This is a genomic window from Paenibacillus sp. Soil766, assembly GCF_001428105.1.
In the GTDB taxonomy this organism is placed as follows: domain Bacteria; phylum Bacillota; class Bacilli; order Paenibacillales; family NBRC-103111; genus Paenibacillus_E.
The window spans coordinates 42,751-58,101 of record NZ_LMSJ01000016.1; the positions used below are offsets into that span (position 1 = coordinate 42,751).

Below are 15,351 nucleotides of genomic sequence, written 5' to 3' on the forward strand. Positions count from 1 at the left end.
CAATGAAGAGTAATTTTATCATGCAGCCCCCGCATCCTGAGACGGAATGGTCCGCGTGCACAGGCTATTCGGAATCTGCCCTACCTATAGAACGAATTCTAGATGTCTCGTTAAGTGATGCGAGTATTTGTAAAGGACCGGATCATGTCTATTATTTGACCGGGACGATAGATGGCTCTAATGTACAAGTGTGGACATCCTCCGACTTAACATCATGGAGCGGTCCGGCAATCGTATGGAGTTTGGAGCAAGATGGCACGTGGCAGAAAGCAAGTAGGAGATCTAATCGGATTTGCTCCCCGGAAATCCATTATATCAAAGGGACGTTCTGGATTACGTATGGATTAAAAGAAGGCGGAACGGGATTGCTCCAAAGCTTGTCGGCATCTGTCCAGGGTCCATTTCGGGATCTGGGGAAAATAACGGATGACGGGCAGGATGCTTCGCTGTTCGAGGATGAAGATGGAGCTGTTTATTGGGTTTACGGAAATGGCAACATCGCTCGAATGACGGAGGAGATGACAGGTCTCGCGGAATCGCCTCGCATGGTACAAGTACAGCCTTGGAAGGTTGCGGGGCGTGAAGATCATCCCTCGTATAGTCAGAATGTACAGGTAGGAACATATGGGGCTTTTCTATACAAACAGGCTGGATATTATTACATGTTCTGTGCAGATGCCCTTGCTAGGATGGGAAGCGATGCGGTAGACACCTTCGTTGCGGTGAGCGAATCGATCTATGGTCCCTACAGTCGGCGGTATTTGGCACTTCCCCATGGCGGTCAAATCTCGTTATTTACGGATGTAAACCAACAGTTGTTTGCCTCTTTTTCGGGCTGCGGCAGCTATTCATTAGTTGAACACTATCCTTCTATTGTGCCTATGTCCTTGGTAAGTCCAGGATTTATTAGGCCACGGGAAGACGTATTGCTTGAAAAAGGCGGGGTAGGAAGTCTTAAACCCATCGCGGACTTCCTGATTCGTGATCCGCATATTAGCACTGGGCCGGATGGCACCTATTATTTGACAGGGACGTCGGATAAACCGCATCATAATTTCTGGGATCGGAATAACCAGCTTCACGTATGGAGTTCGCCAGATTTGCAGGAATGGAAACATGTAGCAAATGTATGGGATTTGTCCGAGAATGGCACCTGGGAGAACAATATTTATGAGAACCCTTGTCTTTGGGCACCTGAGATGATCTATCTATATGGTACGTTCTGGATCACCTATTCACTGCAAGGCGGCGGCACGGGGATGGTTAAAAGCATAACCGGACATGCAGAGGGACCGTACATCGATATGGGAAGAATGACGAATACGGATATCGACTCCAGTCTGTTCCAGGATGAGGATGGTCAAGTTTATTTTGTTTGGCAAGATGGTAAAATTGCGAAGATGAAGACGAATATGACAGGTTTTGCCGAAGATCCTCGCAAGTTATTATGTTCCGATGGGCAGCGCGTAGGCTACGAAGGTGCATTTATTGTGAAATATAAAGGCAAGTATATTCTTGGTGCGGCAGAATGGAACGGTGATACACGTGTCGACGGTACCTACGATTTGATGTATGCCGTCGCGGATGAGTTGTACGGCCCGTATACGCCAAGGCGATTGGCAGTCCCTCATGGCGGCCACGGAACGATGTTTATTGATCATGATGGCAGACTCATGTCTACATTTTTTGGCAACGACCGTACTGCGCCTTTCCGGACGCTTCCAGGAATTGTCTTGCTTCAAGTAGAAGAAGACGAAGAGGGGCTATGCATAGTGCCTAGTAGTGAGTAATATGATAACATGAATCAAGCTCTGGATTGGGCTGAGTTCATGTTTTTTCTTTTGTTAGATGATGAAATAGAAAGGAGCCGTCAGTTCATGAAGTTGTTTTCTATTAAAAATCTGATTTCTCCCACGGTAAGCATCCAAGGGAAAATCTTCGTCGCATTCAGTCTGGTTACGCTAATTGGCATCGTCGCTGTGACAAGTATTGTTTATTTATACATGAGAGAAACCGTGAAGAATAATGCCATTAATTCTGTTACCGAAAGCATAAGGCAGGCCGATGAATCATTAAATCTTCGATTAGAGGAAGTTAGTCGATTAAATACGGTAGTTGCTACGAATAAAACGGTGCTGGATACGCTGCTTAGCAAGACCGAGGAACCAAGCTATGAGTGGTTTCAAGAGCAAAAGAGGATCGAGGAATTCCTATCCGCTTTGATTGCGTATAAGCCCTATATTTCACGATTGGCCGTCATTGGGTTGAATGAGAAGGTGTTCTTCGTCGGTGCTCCTTGGCTCGATAAGAATTTTTTATCTACACCCATGATGGATTCCTTACTTCAAAATGGTTCAGGGCACGCCTATTTTCATCAAACAGGCATCAATAACTCCATCGTTACCGGTCGAGAGCTCCGTTATAACCGAAGTGTAATCGGATTGGTCATGTTCGATCTCAATGACGAATTCATTAAGAAAATCTATGATGTCAAACCGACATCGGATAGTATGCTGTACGTTGTTGACAGGAAAAACGAATTTATATATGAACCCCTTACGAGTGTTTTTGATAAGGAAACCTTCATTCAATTTAATCAGAAGTTGGATGGAACGGATGGTTCGGTTGAAAGAGTGATTAACCAGCAATCTTACTTAATTATCTCTCGGAAATCGGACTATACGGGTTGGTCAACAGTGGCACTCATACCGATGAAGTCTCTCTTGACGGAAACAGCCCATATTCGGAATGTACTGGCTACAGTAGCCATCATTGTATTCGTGTTCATCGTTATTGGGACGCTGCAAGTTTCCTCCAGAATAACAAGGAATATTCGAAGATTACGATCGATGATGATGCATGTCATGGAGGGCAATATGACCCTGCCAACCGTCGAAATTCATACCAAGGATGAAATCGGGCAGTTATACCAAGTTTTTAAAAGCATGGTCGAAGAATTAAAGCGGTTACTTGAGGGAATCGTAACGACTGAGAAGGAGAAACGTGAAGCGGAATTGGCCGTGTTACAAGCCCAAATACGTCCACATTTCCTCTATAACACACTGAATACAGTCAAGTATTTGGCCAAGATTAACGGCGTGCCGAATATCGTAGAGGTATCAGAATCCTTAATAGAGCTAATGCGCGGCGTACTCGGGAATACGAATGAATTTCTTACGCTGCAGGATGAATTACAGTATGTCCGCAGTTACGTCACCATTGAAAAATACAAATATGTAGAGCCTCTGCATGTGAATATAGTTGTCGAAAATGAAGAGCTTTTACAGCTTAGTGTTCTGAAGTTAATGCTGCAGCCTCTTGTGGAAAATGCCATTCTTCATGGACTATCGGCCTCAGCGTATGAGGGTGTGGTGTTGATTCGGATTTATGAGGAGAACAAAGAGCTGAGAATCGAAGTGAGAGATAACGGCAAAGGGATGTCTCAGGAACAGATCGAGGCGCTATTTGAAAGGAATAAAGTCCAGACGTATACGCGCTTCAGTGGAATGGGTGTTCGAAACGTGCATGAACGCATCGTCCGATTGTTCGGGGAGCCATACGGTGTATTTGTTGAAAGTGAACCAGATGCCTATACAACGGTGCAGATTAGATTTCCAATGCTGCCAGTTCAGAATCACTTGCTTCAGGAGGGATGAATCATGTTTCAAGTATTATTAGTCGATGATGAGGCGTTGGCACGTCATGATGTGAAGAGTATGTTGGATTGGGAAAAGCATGGGTTCATGATATGCGGTGAGGCTTATAACGGGACTATGGCACTTGCCATGATGGAACAGATGACACCCCATATCGCGATCTTGGATGTGAGCATGCCGATCATGAATGGAGTAGAGCTAAGTCGGGAGATCAAGGAAAGATTTCCTAAGGTTAAAATGATCATGTTGAGCAGCTTTGACGATTATGATTATGTCCGTACTTGTCTTATGAATGGGGCTATTGACTACTTGCTCAAGCATCGTTTACAAGCGGCTGCGCTTCTGACACTTCTCGATAAAGCTGTTAAGGAGCTGCAAAATGAAGAAGCGCGAAATGCGCAAAGCAAAATGATTGAACATCTAAGTCCGGTTATTCTTCGCGAGCATGTCGCTAATGTGGCTAGAGATGTAGAGACTGCTAGTGAAGCGCTGCAGTCATATGCACGAGATAATCAGCTTTACACGAATGCCATTAACTATGGATCTGCTGCTGTACAAATCGTACCTTTTCTATTGTTGACGGAGTCCTTAACCGATGTAGAGAAGAACCGCTTAGTGCTTCAGGCGATCGAAGTCATGCAGATGGCGATTGGCGATGTTCTGAAACGAACAGTTGGCTATGTAGGAGAAGGACGTTTCATAGTGTTGTTTTCCTCCGAGGAGCGAAGCGAACATGCTTTTACGGCGCAAATGAAGCAAGCTATGAGTGCGCTATCCCATTCCCTAGAGAAATTCCTTAATTTAAAAAGCGTCTATGTGATAGGGCCGCTGTGCGGAAGCTTGCGACAGGTTGGTCCAAGCTATCTCAAAGCGAATCAAGAGTTGAACGTCCAACACGATCAAATCTTGAATGCATCCTTATTGAAAGATTCTCCAAGCATGAAAGAACAGAAGCAGTTGCTGCTTTTTCTAGAGCAATTAGATGCTGAACGAGTTAACCAATTCATAATGACCATATTCGCTGAACTGCGCAACCAGCCTGTGCACGGGATGACCGTTCAAATCATTGTCAGTGAGATGCTTCACCTTGTTGAAATGGCATGGAAGCGCCATAATCCGCAGACAGCCTTAGAAGATACCGAACACATCCCCAGAAGAGCAGAGCTTGGTCGGATAGGAAGCGTCTCTGAGCTAGAACATTGGATGTTAAACTACTTTGCATGCTTTATTGAGGCAATCAAGAAACAGCGTGTAGGAGGAACCTACTCACGCCATATCTCAAAGGCACTACAATTTATAACCGACAACTACGCATCTAATATTTCCCTGGACATGACGGCGAGCTCCATAAATCTGAATTCATCCTATCTAAGCAGACTGTTTAAAGAGGAAATGCAAATGACATTTACAGAGTATTTGAACCGGGTTCGCATTCAAACAAGCTGTATGCTCATGCAGTCAGGCACGTATGCGTTGAAACAGATCAGCAGCGAAGTTGGGTTTTCAAGTTACACTTACTTTTTCAAAGTTTTTAAAAGTATTACAGAGATGACTCCTCAGGTGTATATGGATCAACTGAAACAGTCAAAAAAGTAGAATGGAATGTCATAATTGTTGAATCGCGGGAAAGTGATTATTCCTTATACTGAGATCAACCCTTAGAAAACGCTTTCTTCATAGGGCAGAAAACAACTTGATCGGAGGAACATAAGCATGAAAAGAAATTGGGGGACAGTACTTTTATCAACGTTAGTCATTTCCAGTATGACACTTTCCGCTTGCAGTTCGGACACAACTAGTAAAGAAAATGAGGGTAAAACCCCAACGAATGAGCCGAAAAGTGTGTCTACAGCAGGTTTTCCAATCGTTAAAGAGCCACTAAAGTTGAAAGTGTTTACACGAATTGCGCCAGCCAACGGACCGTTCAAGGATATGCCAGTTTTCAAGGATTATGAGAAAATGAGCAATATCCAAGTTGAATTTATTGAAGCGCCAACGGATGGCTTCCAAGAGAAGAAGAACCTGTTGTTTGCTTCGAATGAGCTCCCAGATGTTATGTATCGCTCGGGCCTTTCGCCTTTAGAGGCAATACGTTATGGTTCTGGCGGTCAATTAATCCCACTGGAGAAGTTGATTGAAGCTTACGCACCTAACTTAAAAAAATTAATGGAAACGTATCCAGAAATTCGTTCAGGTATTACAACGCCCGAAGGTCATATTTATGCCATCCCAGGTATTGTGAGTGTTAATGCAGCCAGAACCGATAAAAAATGGATAAACCAAGCATGGCTGAAGAAGCTGAACCTGAAGGAACCTGAGACGACGGACGAGTTGTACGAGGTATTGAAAGCTTTCCGAGATAAAGATCCTAACGGTAACGGCAAACAAGATGAGCTCCCGATGACTGCACGTGCAAGCGGTGGTCCTGGCTTAGGTATACCAGTTACAGACATGATGGGTGGATCATTCGGCTTAGATAAACAACTCGGCTACTACATTAACCTTGAAAATGATAAAGTACAAATTTGGATGGGGAATGACCGAAACAAAGAGATGTTAATGTATTTGAATAAACTGTATTCGGAAAAACTGCTGGATCAGGAGCTTTTTACGCAGAAGGAAGCTCAATATATAGCCAAGCAAGGAACAGGGAATACCGGTTTCTTCTTTGATCAGACCAACAATCCCATGCTGAAAGTTCAGGATCAATATATAGGTATAGCTCCGCCTAAGGGACCTCATGGAGACAGATTGCAAAGTGCGGCAGCTCCGATAGCAAGGGATTTTGGAGCTTTTGCCATCACCTCAGTGAATAAGAATCCAGAAGCAACGATGCGTTGGGTTGATTATTTCTACGGCGATGAAGGATCTACACTGCTGCGATTCGGTCGTCAAGGTGAAAATTATGAATTGCGTGATGGGATTCCATATTATACGGCTGATTTCTTGGCATCAGGCAATCAATCCAAAATCACCCCTTATGCCGGAGGTGGAGCGCCGCATCTGATCAGTGATAAGGTTGCTTCCTTCATTAATCCACCGCAGGTTCAAGAAGCGCAGAAGAAGCTTGATCCTTACATGCCGAAGATTCGTTATGCAGCTCCGATGTTTGATGAGCAAACAGCGCAGCAGATCAATATACTTCGCAATGATATTGATAAATATTACGAAGAGCAGAGCACGAAATTTATTGCAGGAGCACTTAGCTTCGATAAATGGGGAGAGTTCCAAAGTACGTTGAAGAAAATGAAATTAGACGAGCTGCAAAAGCTGTATCAAGACGCTTACGACAAAATCAAAACTCAAAAATAAGCACCACGTGACGGCTGGAGGGCTGCAGATGAAAAGTACGACAAACACTGTGGGCGTTGCGTCTCGATCCAAATCGAGGCGCTCCAGCCTCCTAAAAACGATAGGCAGTCGATATGATCTCTACTTAATGCTGCTAATACCTATCGTATGGTACCTTGTATTCCATTATGGACCCTTGTATGGTTTGCAAATTGCGTTTAAAAACTTCAGTCCGGCGAAAGGAATTAGCGGAAGCGCATGGGTGGGTCTTGATCATTTCCAGCGATTCGTAGAATCTTATTATTTCTGGCGTCTGCTCTGGAACACCATAGCGATTAACTTATTTTCCTTATTGTTTGCTTTTCCAATCCCTATTCTTCTTGCCTTAATCGTTACGGAAATCCGTAATAAAGCATTCAGTAAAATTGTGCAAAACATTACCTATATCCCTCATTTCATCTCGATCGTTGTCATGGTAGGGATGCTGATGTTGTTCTTATCTCCGCGTGGTGGTCCTTTGAACTCGATTATTGAGGCATTTGGCGGAGATCCGGTTCGATTTCTCGATTCGGCAGCGTGGTTCAAGCCGATCTTCATAAGTTCGAATATATGGCAAAATATGGGATGGCAATCGATTATCTATATTGCAGCGCTCGCCGGAGTCAATCCGCAGCTGTATGAAGCGGCCAAGATGGATGGCGCCAGCCGGATGCGGCGCATTTGGCACGTATCAATCCCAGGCATACTTCCGGTTATCGTCATTTTGCTTATTCTGGATGTAGGACATTTCATGAATGTAGGTTTTGAGAAAATTTTGCTCATGCAAAATAATTTAAACATTGAATCCAGCGATGTGATTTCTACCTTCGTCTATTCAACAGGTATCTTAAAAGGCGAATACAGCTATACAGCAGCTATTGGCTTGTTTAACTCTGTCATTAACCTGGTACTATTATTACTCGTGAATCGCTTTGCCCGTAAAAAGGCGGAGACTAGCTTATGGTGAGGAGGGACCTATGATGCAGGCACAAATGCTCAAGAAGAGGCAGTCGGATGAGAAAATATTCGATGCTGTGGTTAACGCCGTGGCTCTCCTTATCGTCGTCGTGGTCCTGTACCCGCTCCTATTTATCGTGAGTGCATCCTTCAGTGATCCTTTGATGGTGCTGAATGGGGACGTGATTTTGCTGCCTAAACAGATCACCTTAGAGGCATATCGGAATGTCTTTCATAACGAGCAAATATGGAACGGTTATGGAAATACCATATTGTACACGGCAGTAGGAACGATTATTAATTTGATTATGACAACTTTAGCAGCTTACCCGCTGTCGAGACCAGATTTGCCTGGGCGGGGAGTTTTCATGGTATTTATAACACTAACGATGTTTTTCAGCGGGGGGCTTATCCCGTCATATCTCCTTGTGAAAAATTTAGGCATGGTGGATACGATGTGGGCACTAGTCATTCCAGGGGCAATTGCCACCTATAATTTGATCGTGATGAGAACCTATTTTCAATCCAACATCCCTTGGGAAATCCAAGAAGCGGCTCATATGGACGGATGTTCAAACTGGAAATTGTTAACCCATGTGATCTTGCCGTTATCAAAGCCGATTATGGCGGTGATGGTCCTGTTCTATGCGGTCGGACACTGGAATTCCTTCTTCAATGCCTTGATTTATATTCGCAGCAAAGATTTATACCCCTTACAACTAGTGCTGCGCGAAGTGCTGATGGTTAGTCAAGCCGATGCGGTAGACAGCAGTGTAGGTCTTGAATCCAAGATCCTATTGGCTGAAAGCATTAAATATGTCGTCATTATTATTTCAAGTTTGCCAGTACTACTCATGTATCCTTTTGTACAAAAGCATTTTGTAAAGGGCGTTATGATTGGCTCATTAAAAGGTTAAAGAACGGAAGGAAGCGTTATGTTCATGGGAACAAAAGCTAAGATTCAAGTAAATGCGAATCAAGTCGGTAAGGACAGAATCAATCCATATCTATTCGGCCATTTTGTGGAAGATATTCGTGATCATATGGATGCGATGTTAGCCTATCCGCTATCGGATATGGATTTTGAAAGTAATGATGTAACGTATAGAGGGCTTTCTGGAAGCTGGCGTCCATTCACCAATGGAAAAAGCACGATATATGCACTCGAACCTGCTGCTACCTATCACTCCGGGCATAGCCAACTTGTACGTATATATAGCGATGACGAGGCCTATGCAGGAATCCGTCAAGCGATTGCTGTGAAAGAAGATCAGCATGGCTGCGAATTAGCTCTATATGCTAGAGCTTCTATTGAAATCAAGTTCCTAACTGCAGAGATCGTGGATGCAGCGAGTGGAGAAGTGCTGGGGTCTACCCGCATCGAGATCGACAGTCATAACTGGAAACAGTATGCAGCTCGTATCATGGTTAGTCGACTATGTGAAGAGGCGGAGTTCAGATTATATGTTCCTACGGAACATGAACGCTGGCGGGATCATGTGTCCACAGGAATGCTGTGGCTAGATCATATTTCGTTGCTTCCTTCTGACAGTGTTGGCAATGTTCGCAAGGAAGTTGTGGATATGACGAGAGACTTGAACGCAGGTATGATGCGGCTTGCTGGAAATTATATTAGTGCTTACCACTGGCAGCAGGCGATTGGGCCTGTGAATGAGCGTCCTTGTGTGATCAACGAAGCATGGGGTGGATGGACCAATAAGTATTTTGGCACGGATGAGTTTATTCAGTTTTGCCGTGACTTGCATGTGGAGCCGCTTATCTGTGTGAACGATGGTTCTGGTACGCCGGAAGAAGCGGCCGATTGGGTTGAGTATTGTAATGGCGGATTAGACACACCAATGGGAAAACTGCGGGCTGCGAATGGGCATGCTGAGCCGTATGGCGTGAAGTACTGGGAGATTGGCAACGAAGTGTGGGGACCTTGGCAGGTTGGGCATTGCAGCGCAGAGCAATTCGCAGATCGTTATGTGCAATTCGCGCAAGCGATGAAGGCTATCGATCCTGAGATCAAGCTGCTTGCTTGTGGGGATGATAAGCAGGATTGGAACAAGATCCTGTTGGCGCGTGCTGCAGAGCACATGGATTATGTAACATTGCATTTGTATCACGGTTACAACCGATTTGGGATGAATGACCGTACACCGCAAGAAGAGCGGTTTAAGGCGATCCTCTCCTATCCAGAATGGACACGGGAATCTGTTCGACAAGTGAGAGAGTTGATCAACTCCGATTCGCGCTACACGCATTTGAAATTGGCGATCACGGAATACAACACGATGTACTATCCGAATACGATTCGTAAGGGGCTTCCGAATGAACACACGCTGGAAGCAGCAGCTGCGAATGCAGCGAATTTGAATGAATTTATTCGTAATAGCGATCTAATCGAGATCGGGAGCTTCTCCGATTTAGTCAATGGTTGGCTTGGCGGATGTATTCGAGTAGGGGATTTCTATGCGGATCAGTTTAGAGGCAAGTCCTCAGGCAGAAGTGAGAACTCTTTAACCATTTATGGAACGCCAACCTATTATGTTATGACCATGTATGCAAACAGAGATTTAGGTTATGTTGTTCAAAGTCACACGGAGTGCGGCAGCTTTAGCGTGAATAGTCTCGTACCTACAGCACCTAACCTAGTGGATCTGCCGAATTTGGACGTTGTAGCTTGCCAAAGTGTAGACGAAGATAAACTAACGATCTTCATGGTAAATCGTAGTCTGGAAGACATGGTAACAGATGTGCAGTTGGATGGCTTCGTGAAGTCGGGGACAGCTCGTCTATTAGCTCTAACGGGGGAACATGCGAATGCTTTCAATGATGTGCATCACCCGACAGAAGTGGTATGTGAAGCATGGGACGTTTCAGTTGTGAACGCTCAAGTGAGCTGTGAGCTGAAGGCATCGTCTGTCTATGTATTAGAAATCACACGCTAAGAAGGATAATCAGATGCGACAAGTTAAAAAGGCATGGATTTGGATTGTAGTTGCTTGTGTACTTCTTTCGGCGATTGTGACGATTATACCCAGACTCTGGGAAAAGAAAGGGACGGACAGGGTGGCCATATCCTTAAATCAGACATACCAGAACCCTTTCGAATTAGATCAGGAATGGGAAGATTACGGAATCGGGGATCCCTATGTTCTCCGTTTTGACGGCAAATATTATTTGTATTGCAGCACGAAGGATCGGAGAGTTGGCGTGAAAGCGTGGAGCTCCGACGATCTTGTGAACTGGCGCTATGAGGGTTTGGTTACCGAGGAGGAGGTCAGTGTAGGTGCTTATGCACCCGAGGTTGTTTATTGGAATGGCGCGTTCTATATGTACACTTCACCGGCGGGCAAGGGGCATTACGTCTTGCAAAGCGATAAACCGACAGGCCCGTTCGTGAAGAAGACGGAGAATCTCGGTCTCACGATTGATGGCTCCGTGTTTATCGACGACGATGAGAAATGGTATTTCACACATGCCAAATTTAACGGTATTATGGCAAGCTTGATGACGGATCCGTACTCAATGGAACCAGATCAGCAGTTGAACACTACACTCGGACATTGGACAGAAGGTTCAATGATCATCAAGCGTAACGGGCGTTATTTCATGACCTACACGGGGAATCATGTATTTAGCAAAGGCTACCGTGTCAATTACGGGGTCAATCATGAATCTCCAATAGGTACTTATACAATCCCTGAGAACAATCCGATACTGATTTCCACAGCTAATGATTTCAATGGTCTTGGCCACAGTGCGACAGTTATGGGTCCTGATCTAGATTCCTATTATATGGTCTACCACAATCTAGTCGGACGGTCTGCCGAAGGCCCGCCCGTTCGGAAAATGAACTTGGATCGGCTCGTGTTCAATGGTGACAAGATGTCCGTTCTTGGGCCGACTCACGGCACACCGCAGGAAGCGCCAAGGATGCCGGTGTTTCACGATGTTCCGGGTGCTGCGCCATTGGCTGACAAGTGGGAGTCTACCAGTCAAGTTGGCGGCACGGAGACTTTGCTGACACGAGCAGCCACGGACAAGCAGAACACGGTTGAATACAACTTTAGATTTGCTGAATTGCAAAGCGGTGGGCAGGCGGCTTCGTTGGATGTGATATTTGCATACGAGGATACGGGGAATTACCGTATGGCACGTGTGAACAAAGCGACAATGGAGCTTTCCCTGATCGATCGCATGAATAGTGTAGAAACGGTTGTTGCGACAAAGCCGCTTCCCAAAGGGACTGATCTAGCAAAGGTTCACACGATCCGCATCGCGTCTAGCAAATCGAGTACGATGCTTTATTGGGACGGACTGTTGAAGATCGAGCAAGCCGCAATGACTGGAAAAGCTGGCCGCATTGGTTATGCGTGGCCGCAAGGGGAGAAGCCTGAGTTGCATTACACAGCCTTCTCGAATGAAGCGAATGGGAGCAGTGATGCGCATGTAGTTAAGCCTCTACCAGGTACGCTGGAAGCTGTTCATGCTGATAGGGAAGGCGATCCTATCCTACAATCGGGCTTGACGCCTGATGGCAGTGAGGCTCTCGTACTTTCAAAGAAGGAAGATGGCCTGAACTTTCCGATCAATGTTCGCGAGGATGGCAGCTATCTGCTTTCCGTTAGCGCAGCCAAGACTTCAGCGGGCTCAACGTTGGTGATTGAAGCAGGCGGAAACACCAAGTCAATCAAGCTGGATGGGTCATTATTCGCAGACGATGAAGCGTGGACAAAGGTACCGCTTGGCGAGTTCGAGCTGAAGGCGGGAACACAATGGCTGTCGCTGCATGGTGCGAAGGAAGACGTTACGCTTCGCTATGTGGAAGCGAGCCGAACCGAAGCGGTACCGGAGCAAACTATCATTAAGCCGACAGCTGTCGGTCTGGTTAATCGATTCGGAGGTGACCCCGGTTGGACGGATTATACCGTAAACTTCGATGTGACGCTCAAAGCAACAACGTCGGACGAAGTGGGCGTCCTGCTGCGAACAACAAACGAGTCTGATTTCAAGGATCAGGTGAAAGATGCTTTCATGGGCTACACGCTTGCTTTTCATAACGATAAGATCTTACTACGGCGTGTGAACTACGAAAATACCGTGGAAGCGGCATCTGGGACGCTTGCGTTTAAACCTGGACAAACCCGCCACGTATCCGTGAAGCTACAAGGAACATCCATTGAAGTTTACTCCGAAGAGGATAGCCATAAACCTATCCTACAGTGGAAGGATCCGAATGCATTTCTACTAGGTCGGGTCGGCCTGCGTGGCGCATCGACAGCTTGGACGATTTCACCGCTGACGATAACCAACAAGAAGTAAGGATATAGCGAGGAATGAAAGGACTCTCTAAGCAGGATGGAGGGTCCTTTTTGTATATTCATAGCTGGAAACAATAAAGTGAAATCGGTTAAGAAATAGCTATTCTCGACAACGTAATTAGGAGGTGCTGTCCGTATAATGAATATCAAATGAGGTACATACATGTGGAGGTAATCATGAGGAATGCATTGACATCACCCAAAGCTACGGCGTTTAAACTCAGGAAGGGGAAGAAACGATGGAGGATTGACCATCTTCCTTTCTATGCCATGATTGCACCGGGCTTGCTTTATTTTTTAATATTCAAATACATTCCCATGTTTGGGTTGTTGATTTCCTTTCAGCGTTATGACCCGTTTGTAGGGATTATGAAAAGTCAGTGGGTTGGTTTTGATAATTTTAAGCGTTTATTTACAGAACATGATTTTCCTATGCTTTTAAAAAATACGTTTTTATTTGCTGGTATGGATATCCTTTTTTTCTTTCCTGCGCCTATCCTACTGGCACTCCTTCTCAATGAAGCAAGATTGAAATCGATCCGAAATGTCGTGCAAACAATTATGTACGCACCTCATTTTATCTCATGGGTTGTGATTGTATCGATTACCATGACATTATTTTCATCGCAAGATGGCGTTATAAATCAATGGCTGCAATCTGCGGGGTTCGGTAAAATCGAGCTGTTCACTAAAGCAGAATGGCTTCGCCCGATGTGGCTTCTCCAAAATATATGGCAAGGGATGGGATGGGGTTCCATTTTGTATCTAGCAACGATGGCCTCAATTGATCCTGCCTTATATGAAGCAGCGAAGGTGGATGGTGCTGGGCGGTTTCGGCAGATTTGGCATATCACCTTGCCAGGTATTCGATATGTGGTGATCGTCCTGTTTATTTTACGACTAGGGAATTTTATGGATATCGGCTTTGAGCATATTTATTTGCTGCAAAATCCATTGAATGTGAATGTATCTGACGTCTTTGATACCTATGTGTATCGGACCGGAATTCTACAGCGAGATTACAGCTATTCAGCAGTTGTTGGCATGTTTAAATCTATTGTAGGACTCGTACTTGTACTGGGAGCGAATCGCTTAGCTCGCAAGTTTGGTGAGGAAGGGGTGTACTAGACGATGAAGTCGGCGCAAGTATGGAAGGACCAGGTTTTTAATACGGTGGTTATCTTAATTTTACTAGGTTTGGCTTTGGTTGTTGTGGTGCCCTTCCTGTTTACAATCTTTAGCTCCTTTGCAACCAGCAAAGAGTTGCTTCTGAAAGGTGTGGTGCTATGGCCGGAAGTGTGGACATTAGAAGCGTATCGGTTTCTGTTAGATAATGATCAGTTTACAGGTGCGTTCAAGAATGCGGTTACTTTGACGGTGTTTGGGACCATCATTAATATGACCCTCTCTATCTTGATGGCATACGGATTGTCTCAGCCAGGTGTAAGAGGCAGAACGGCCATTAACTTTATGGTCCTGTTCACCATGTTGTTTCACGGAGGCATGATTCCTACTTATTTAGTTGTGAATAAGCTTGGATTGATTAATTCGTACTGGTCGATCTGGCTCGTGAATGCGATTGCTCCATTTAATATGATTGTGATGCGAAGCTTTTTTCAAACGTTGCCAAGTGAGATCAAGGAATCTGCTCGGATTGATGGATGTGGGGAATTTAAAATTTTATGGCGCGTGATTCTGCCGATTTCCTTACCTGTCATCGTAACATTCACCCTTTTCTATACCGTAGCCAATTGGAATACGTACTTCCAAGCGGTCTTGTATCTAAACGATATCAAAGCCTATCCGCTTCAGGTTTTCCTACGTCAGGTACTGATTGTGAATGCTGCCGAATTAGGGTTGGTGGTGACCGAGAGTGGCTATGAATATTCGCCTGCTGTCCGGCATGCCGCGATTCTACTAACTGCAACACCGCTGTTACTCGTGTATCCTTTTATGCAGAAGTATTTTAGCAAAGGTATGATGATGGGGTCTGTCAAAGGGTAATCGTGGCCAATGGCCAAGTATTTACTGTTCAAATACGTTCTTCCTATTGTATGGTTGAAGTAATCACATCCATG

The 15,351-nt window shown here is 45.1% G+C and carries 10 protein-coding genes; all 10 read left to right on the forward strand.

The features are described 5' to 3' along the window. The first annotated feature begins 2 nt into the window (after positions 1-2). The 10 genes from ASG89_RS13590 (at position 3) to ASG89_RS13635 (ending at position 15,277) form a co-directional block, all read left to right on the forward strand. A complete protein-coding gene (locus tag ASG89_RS13590) occupies positions 3-1,790 on the forward strand; it encodes a family 43 glycosylhydrolase (protein WP_162259700.1) in 1,788 nt (595 codons plus the stop codon). Positions 1,791-1,877: 87 nt separating this feature from the next. Then, positions 1,878-3,656, forward strand: a complete 1,779-nt coding sequence (locus ASG89_RS13595; protein ID WP_057311308.1) for a sensor histidine kinase — start codon at positions 1,878-1,880, stop codon at positions 3,654-3,656. Between the two features lie 3 nt (positions 3,657-3,659). After that, positions 3,660-5,252, forward strand: coding sequence for a response regulator (locus ASG89_RS13600; RefSeq protein ID WP_057311253.1), 1,593 nt, complete (start codon positions 3,660-3,662; stop codon positions 5,250-5,252). Positions 5,253-5,369: 117 nt separating this feature from the next. Then, the gene (locus ASG89_RS13605) at positions 5,370-6,968 is read left to right on the forward strand and encodes an extracellular solute-binding protein (RefSeq protein ID WP_057311254.1); all 1,599 of its coding nucleotides are present in this window, start codon (positions 5,370-5,372) and stop codon (positions 6,966-6,968) included. Between the two features lie 28 nt (positions 6,969-6,996). Continuing rightward, positions 6,997-7,953, forward strand: a complete 957-nt coding sequence (locus tag ASG89_RS13610) for an ABC transporter permease (protein WP_057311255.1) — start codon at positions 6,997-6,999, stop codon at positions 7,951-7,953. A 13-nt stretch (positions 7,954-7,966) separates the two neighbouring features. Further along, positions 7,967-8,860: a carbohydrate ABC transporter permease gene (locus ASG89_RS13615; protein WP_157276650.1), complete on the forward strand. Its 894-nt coding sequence runs from the start codon at positions 7,967-7,969 to the stop codon at positions 8,858-8,860. A gap of 24 nt (positions 8,861-8,884) precedes the next feature. Continuing rightward, on the forward strand, positions 8,885-10,897 hold the full coding sequence (locus ASG89_RS13620) for an alpha-L-arabinofuranosidase C-terminal domain-containing protein (RefSeq protein ID WP_057311256.1): 2,013 nt from the start codon (positions 8,885-8,887) through the stop codon (positions 10,895-10,897). A gap of 13 nt (positions 10,898-10,910) precedes the next feature. Continuing rightward, entirely contained in the window at positions 10,911-13,274 is a 2,364-nt protein-coding gene (locus ASG89_RS13625) for a family 43 glycosylhydrolase (RefSeq protein ID WP_057311257.1), read from the forward strand. A 176-nt stretch (positions 13,275-13,450) separates the two neighbouring features. After that, the gene (locus ASG89_RS13630; protein WP_057311258.1) at positions 13,451-14,401 is read left to right on the forward strand and encodes an ABC transporter permease; all 951 of its coding nucleotides are present in this window, start codon (positions 13,451-13,453) and stop codon (positions 14,399-14,401) included. Between the two features lie 3 nt (positions 14,402-14,404). After that, positions 14,405-15,277, forward strand: a complete 873-nt coding sequence (locus ASG89_RS13635; protein WP_057311259.1) for a carbohydrate ABC transporter permease — start codon at positions 14,405-14,407, stop codon at positions 15,275-15,277. The last annotated feature ends 74 nt before the right edge of the window (positions 15,278-15,351 follow it).